Source organism: Roseovarius sp. (assembly GCF_048262375.1).
Classification (GTDB): Bacteria; Pseudomonadota; Alphaproteobacteria; order Rhodobacterales; family Rhodobacteraceae; genus Roseovarius.
The window spans coordinates 1-6,562 of the sequence record NZ_JBLXFE010000053.1; the positions used below are offsets into that span (position 1 = coordinate 1).

Here is a 6,562-nt window from a genome sequence, read left to right on the forward strand (position 1 = left end):
GCGGGATAGAGGGCCTTGATGCGGTCGTCATTCATGGCGACTTCGAGATTGCGCCGGGCAAGGCGGGCATGCTCGCGGGCGAGGGCCTCGGCCCGGCTGCCCTCCCGCAATTCGATAGCGTTCACGATGGCCCGGTGCTGCGATTGGGCGAGCACCAGAGAGCCATGAAATTCCGGCAGGTCACGCTGCACCATGAGAAGCGCATTCGGGCTGGCGAAAGGCAGGGCCGTCAGCCGGTCTATTTCCCGGGCAATCACCGAACTGCCGCAGCTTTCTCTCACCAGAGCATGGAATGCAGCATTGCAGGCGGTATAGGCATCATGATCGAGATCGTTGCCTGTGGCCTGAAGTAGCGCGTCGATCTCCGACAGCAATGTCCTGAAAGCCGTGATCTGTGCCGGGGAGATGCCGCGTTCGGCGGCAAGACGGGCAGCGGTGCCCTCAAGCACGCCGCGCAGTTCTATGGCATCCAGAATGTCGTCGGTCGCGAATTTGCGGACGGCAAAGCCGCCGGACGGAATGGCGTCGACCGCGCCTTCCTGCTCCAGCCGGGCAAGGGCGGCGCGGACCGGAGTGCGGGAAAGCTGCAGCCGCTCGGCAATGGCGGGCTCGCTCAACCGGGCGCCGGGCTCGAACACCCCGGAAAACAGAAGTTCACGGATTCCGAAGAGCGCGCGCTCAGACTGACTTTGGGTCCGTTCCTGGCCTTCGCTCTGCATCATCGGGGCGCCCCGGGTGTTTTGAACTATGCGGGATGATATTCATTCAATCGGCACCTGTATACAGGATGGTTGGTTTTAGTGTCTGATTTCCATGTTTTGAGGGTGTTTTTTTCTTTTATGTATACACATCGCTTTTTGTTTGCCGGAGCATATCGTCCATCCTGTGGGGTATCACCGAATGTACTGATTACCCCTGTGTGTTTTGCCTGGAATAAAGCGTGGTATGGATAGAGCCGGTTCCTGCTCTTGTAGAGATGGCGCGCGATGCGAAGACAAGGGGCAACGAAGTAAGAGAGGGGGGCAATATCGGGAAGATCTCAAAACTGCACTGTAAATCATGGGCCAGCGGCCGTGGGCGGAACTGAATGACACTTCAAATTGTCAGGGGACGAGAGGATCTGGATGGCACCGATCCGGCTGTCCGCGACTTTTATGAATATTGGCTGCGCCTTGCCGGAGAAAATGGCGCGCTCCCGGCGCGGCGCCAGATTGATCCGGTCGAGATCTGGCCGCATATCGGTAAAATCGCGATCGCGGAGCTCTATAGAGACGGCGTTTTTGATCCCTGGTACCGGCTTGTCGGCGCCAATGTTTCGGAGCTTGCAGGCCGCTTCCTGAAAAATTGTCTGTACCGGGATATCTATTCGAAAGAGCAGGCAGAGCAGCTTGGCGCGCTTTATCACGAGATCATGCAGGACAAGCTGCCGCGCTATGAAGTCTCCAGCATCAAGCTGCCGGATCGGGAGTTCATGAAGATTGCCCGGCTGATGGCCCCGTTTGCCAGTGACCATCAGAACGTCGATGTCATTGTTGGTCTGGTCGTCGCTGTTCAGGAACGCCGGACTGTCTCCCGGCGGTTATTTTAAAGGTCCAGCGCCAGAGCCCGAGTCTGGGGAAACAGGGAACGTCCACACGGGAAGGCTGAGGGCAATATCCATGCAGGAGCGGGGCTGCCGTACCCGCGTTGACGCTCCGAAGGCTTTCGTGAATAGTCCTTCCGTTAGGAAAAACTATTGAACTGTCATGCGTTAGACCGCATTGCCGGGCCAACTTGCGAGCTTTAAATGAGCCTCTCGACAATGAATTTGCGCCTGCGGCCAGTCATTCTGACGCTGTTCATCATCCTGACATTGCCGGTGTTCCTGAGCATCGTTGCGGTGAATTACGTTTCCAATCAGGAAGCGGCGCACGCCTATGCGGAGAAGCTGCTGCTCCGCTTCAACAACGAAGCTATCGACAATATGGAGCAATTGTTCGAGCCGATTAAGTCGCTGGTACGCAGTGCCGCGACACTGGGCGGTGAGTTGCCTTCATTCTACGAAGATAACGGGTCGATCACCTATCTTCACAGCATCCTCCAGCATAGCGACGTTATCATCAGCGCCTATATCGGGCTGGAAGACGGCTCTTTCCGGCAGGCCCGACAGATCGATCCGGCCGTCCAGGTGCAAGGCAAGCTGCCGCCGCCGGAGACGCGATATGCCGATCGCTGGATCACGCGCGCGCCCGGTCAGGAGGCGACCGATCATTATATTTTCCTTGATAAGGAACGCCGGGAGATTGGCCGGTCCGACAAAGGCACCTCCTACGATCCGCGCGGCCGGCTCTGGTATGAGACGGCCCTGGCGTCGGGCGGGCTATCCGTCAGTGATGTCGATGTTTTCGCCGTGCTGGATCTTGTCGGCTTCACCGTCGGCGCGCCTTTTTACGGAGCGGATGGCAATCTGCGCGGCGTTGCTGCCGCTGACATCACCCTGGACGGCCTGTCGGACTATCTGGCTGAGAGCAAGATCAGCGCGGGGACAATCTCCTTCATTCTGGATCATCAGGGCGGTGTGATCGCCAATTCGCGTCAGGAAAAGACCTATGGCAGCCGAAGCGGCCGCCCCGAGCTGATGCATGTGACATCGCTCGATGACGATCTGCCGGCGATTGCCTTCAGCCTGCGGCCGCGCGACAGCGAGGGGATGTATGTCTTTGAGCATGATGGCAGGGACTATGTTGCCAGCCTGACGACATTCCCGCCGTCTTTCGGCAAGGCATGGCAATTGTTCGTCGTCACGCCGTTCTCCGACTTCACCGGCACTCTGGAAGAGCGGAACAGGCAGCTTTTCATCTTCGGTCTGATCGCCATCCTGGTGCAGATCATCATCATCTACTTCCTCTCGGGCGTGATCTCTGCACCGCTTGAGAGGCTCGCGGTCAAGGTGACGCGGATCAAGGATCTGGACGTAGAGAGCCCGCTGGCGCTGCAAACCCCGATCCGGGAGGTCGCCCTGCTCGGGCGTGCGATTGACACGCTCGATACGACGGTTAAATCCTTCGCGTCCTTCGTGCCGGTCGATCTGGTGCGGCAGCTTCTCGACACCGATCAGAAACTGGCGCTTGGCGGCTATAACAAATTCCTCACCATATTTTTCTCCGATATCGAGGGCTTCTCGACACTGTCGGAATCCACACCGTCGAAACAGCTCCTGCAGCGGGTTTCGGTCTATCTCGAGACCGTGACCCGGGCGATCAAGCAGGAACAGGGAACCATCGACAAGTTCATCGGTGACGGCGTGATGGCGTTCTGGGGCGCGCCGAACCGGCTGGACGATCATGCCATGCATGCCTGTTTCGCGGCCCTCAGAATTCAGCATGAAATGGCCCGTATGAACGCGGAGTGGAAAGCCCAGGGGATGTTGCCGCTGAACATCCGCATCGGCATTCACAGCGATGCGGTTCTGGTCGGCAATATCGGGTCCTCGGACCGGATGAACTACACGGTCATGGGCGATGGCGTGAACATTGCCTCCCGGCTGGAGGGTATCAACAAGGATTACGGAACACGGATCTGCATCAGCCACACAGTGTTCAAGGAGGCCGGTGACCGGCTGTGTGTCCGGCCGATCGACGAGGTCGCTGTCAAGGGGCGCCGGTCCAAGGTGCCGATCTACGAGCTGGTCGGCGCTTACGATCTGGAAGCCGCGTTCGAGCCCGACGCGCAGCTTGTGCGGCTTTGCGAGATGACGCGCGACGCCTATGTGGCGCTGGTCGCGGAGGATCTGGAGCTCGCACTGGAACGCTACGAGGCAATCCTGGTCGAATATCCGGATGATACAGTCGCGCGTGAAATGGCGCGGAGGCTCGCTCCCGCGGCACCAAAATTGAGTGAATCCAAAGAAATTTCGGATTGAACTATGCCTGAATACAAAGAGTTTACCGTGGCGCCGCCTGCGCTTCGACCGAGTGAATATACGGCGGCCCTGATCCATGCCCTGCAATGTGACAGGGACCGGGTCCGCGGTAAGAACGTGCTGGAAATGGGATCCGGAAGCGGCGTGATACTTGCCGCACTGGCCGACCTTGGTGCTGCATCCCTGTGCGGAATCGATGTTGAGGATGACGCCGTTGCCGCCGGCACGTTCCTGCTTCAGGAACTGGGGCATGGCAAGCTGGGCAAGATCCATCAGGGCAGCATGTGGCAACCGGTGACAGGCCGCCGCTTCGATCTTATCGCGGCCAACTTGCCGCATTTTGCGATGGAAGACCACGAAGTGCCGGGGCGGCACACCACCTGGAGCGCCGGTGGCCCGAACGGCCGCAGGCTGCTCGACCCCTTTCTGCACGGCTTGAGCGGGCATCTGGCCGAGGGTGGCCGGGCGATCATCACCCATAATGGTTTTGTCGGCCTTGATGCCTCGCAGGCGATTGCCGCTGAGTATGGTCTCTCTCTTCAAGTCGTCGCGACGGTTCTCGTGTCGATACCGCCCGAAAAGCTCGCCCTGATGACCCCGCAGATCCTGTTGGCGGAGAAGGGGAAATCAGTGCACCGTTATGGCCCCTACACATTTGCCGATATGCATGTCGTTGAAATTGCCGGCAAAGGGCAGGTCTCGAATGATGCATGATTGGCGCGTACTGGGGCTGGTCGCCGGGTTTCTGACGGCCATGATGGTTCCGGCATTGGCGGAAACACCTGATGCGGCACTGACGCGCCTGATCGGTGAGGCCCGTATCGAGGCTGAAACGCCCGGGACCTGTGAGAAGCCCGGTATCGATCGTCTGATACGGATCTTCTGTGATGACCAGATCCGGGCGGGCATTCGCGAAAAATATCCGCTTTTCGGCACGCGCGAAGGCGATGAGCGTTTTGGCTATGACGTGGACGTTGCCCGCGCGGTCGCATCAAGACTGGGGGTTGAGCCGGTCTTCACCCGGGTGAAGGCGTCGACCCGTATCGTCCTGCTCGATGAAGACAAGATCGACGTGGTTCTGGCGACCATGGGCCACAACACCCAGCGCGACGGTCAGGCCCGCTTCATCCGTCCGCACTATTACCAGTCCGAAACCGTTCTGATCGGGCCGAAAGAGCTGAAGGTGGCGGGTTGGAAGGATATTGCCGGGCACAGTATCTGCGTGACGATAGGCAACGGCTCCAATGCCCAGATGATCTCCCACCAGGCCCGCCTCATGTTGTTCGAGGAGGCGACCGTGCTTCCTGTGCGCCTCGCGGATGAGACCTGCATGCTCGCGGCACAGGACAACAGTTTCTTCGCCTCCTACTTCACGGATGAGGATTTCGCCCGCCGTTTCGAGCCGAAATTCGGTTTCGCGCAAGTGCCGTGGGGCATGGCGGTGGCGCGCACCGGCAGTGATAGGCTGGCACAGGTGCTCGACCTGATGAGCCAGACCTTCCACCGCACGGGCGTCTTTCTGGAAAACGGCCGGAAGAACAAGATTGCGGCCGGTTTTCTGGAAAGCCAGAAAGAGGTCTGGGCCAGGCCGGAATGCAATACAGCCGAAGGCAACACGGACCCGGCATGCATCCTGCCGCCGCTCGATGCGGCTCTGGAGCCGACACCGTTCATCGGAAATGTCGTCGCGGTGGAACAATGGATAGCCGACAATACCGGGCTGTCCGTGTCCCTGCCGATGTTCAAGACAATACCGGCATGGACTCTGTTCCAGAGCGGCGTCGTCAATTCGCTTTATCTGGTTGTTGGCGCGCTCGGCGCGACGCTGTTTTTCGCCCTCCTTCTGGGCGCGTTGCAAAGCTCGGAAAATCCCGTCGTTCAATGGGTCTTTCATGCCCTGACAGTGATCCTGCAATCCTCTCCTGTGGTGCTCACCGTGGTGATCGCGGCGGCTGTGGCGCAGGAGTTCTTCACCTATTCCTCCGTGGTTGCGATTGGCGCCGCGATCGTGGCGCTTGGCCTGATGAACGGCAGTAATGCGGGGCAGGCCATTGGCGAGGCGATGCACACGCTGCATGCGGAGAATGCGGGCAAGGATATTCCCGAAACCCAGCTGTTCGGTCGTGCGGTGAGCCGGTCGGCCACCCAGATCGTCTCCTTCCTGATCAATGCGGCAAAAGGCACGCCTGTCGCCGCTTTCATTGGTGCGCCGGAGCTGCTGAGTGCCCTGACGGACATCACCTCCTTCGCAAGCGGCAGGGCGACGACCTATACGATGCTGCTGATCTTCTATGTTCTCGTCGTCATGGTCGTGGTCTGGCTGTGTGGCCGGTTGCGGGTGGTTCTTGAAAGGAGGCACGCGTGATGAGCCAGTTTCCGGATCTGTCCCAGTTCCTGCCGCAGTTGCTCGCCGGCATGGTGGTCAATTTCGAGATCGCCTTCATCGCGCTGGTCGTTGGCCTCGTTCTTGGCGGGGTGCTCTGCCTGCTCAGCCTCTCGGGCGGTATTCTCAAGGTGATTGTCGCCACTCTGGTCGGGGTGATGCGGGCAGCACCGACCTTTGTCGTCATGTTCTTCCTGCTGAACGCCATCCCGAGCGGGACCGCGAACACCATCGGGGAGATGAGCTCCGGCCTGGCGCCGTCGCCTCTGATGGCGGTC

At 59.5% G+C, this 6,562-nt stretch carries 6 protein-coding genes; 5 read left to right on the forward strand and 1 reads right to left on the reverse strand.

Annotated features, from left to right (window positions below; genetic code table 11):
- Positions 1-722 (reverse strand): GntR family transcriptional regulator (locus tag ACN0SW_RS20025; protein ID WP_417729662.1); only part of this gene is annotated, 722 nt, incomplete at its 3' end.
- 365 nt (positions 723-1,087) lie between these two features.
- On the opposite strand from ACN0SW_RS20025, the gene ACN0SW_RS20030 reads away from it, so the two are divergent.
- The 5 genes from ACN0SW_RS20030 to ACN0SW_RS20050 form a co-directional block, all read left to right on the forward strand.
- Positions 1,088-1,588, forward strand: coding sequence for a PAS domain-containing protein (locus ACN0SW_RS20030; protein WP_417729663.1), 501 nt, complete (start codon positions 1,088-1,090; stop codon positions 1,586-1,588).
- 270 nt (positions 1,589-1,858) lie between these two features.
- Positions 1,859-3,901 (forward strand): adenylate/guanylate cyclase domain-containing protein, encoded by a 2,043-nt coding sequence (locus tag ACN0SW_RS20035; protein WP_417729667.1) that lies wholly within the window; start codon positions 1,859-1,861, stop codon positions 3,899-3,901.
- A 3-nt stretch (positions 3,902-3,904) separates the two neighbouring features.
- Positions 3,905-4,615, forward strand: a complete 711-nt coding sequence (locus tag ACN0SW_RS20040; RefSeq protein ID WP_417729664.1) for a methyltransferase — start codon at positions 3,905-3,907, stop codon at positions 4,613-4,615.
- A 40-nt stretch (positions 4,616-4,655) separates the two neighbouring features.
- Positions 4,656-6,266 carry a transporter substrate-binding domain-containing protein gene (locus ACN0SW_RS20045; protein WP_417729665.1) on the forward strand — a complete coding sequence of 537 codons (1,611 nt, stop codon included), beginning with the start codon at positions 4,656-4,658 and terminating at the stop codon, positions 6,264-6,266.
- Positions 6,266-6,562, forward strand: a 297-nt coding sequence (locus tag ACN0SW_RS20050; protein WP_417729666.1) for a hypothetical protein, incomplete at its 3' end; no start/stop codon positions are given. The genes ACN0SW_RS20045 and ACN0SW_RS20050, both read left to right, overlap by 1 nt.

Bases quoted from the DNA above. Each gene is read 5' to 3' on its own strand.
- ACN0SW_RS20045 (WP_417729665.1), top strand. From the start codon at position 4,656: ATGATGGTTCCGGCATTGGCGGAAACACCTGATGCGGCACTGACGCGC.
- ACN0SW_RS20040 (WP_417729664.1), top strand. From the start codon at position 3,905: ATGCCTGAATACAAAGAGTTTACCGTGGCGCCGCCTGCGCTTCGACCG.
- ACN0SW_RS20030 (WP_417729663.1), top strand. From the start codon at position 1,088: ATGACACTTCAAATTGTCAGGGGACGAGAGGATCTGGATGGCACCGAT.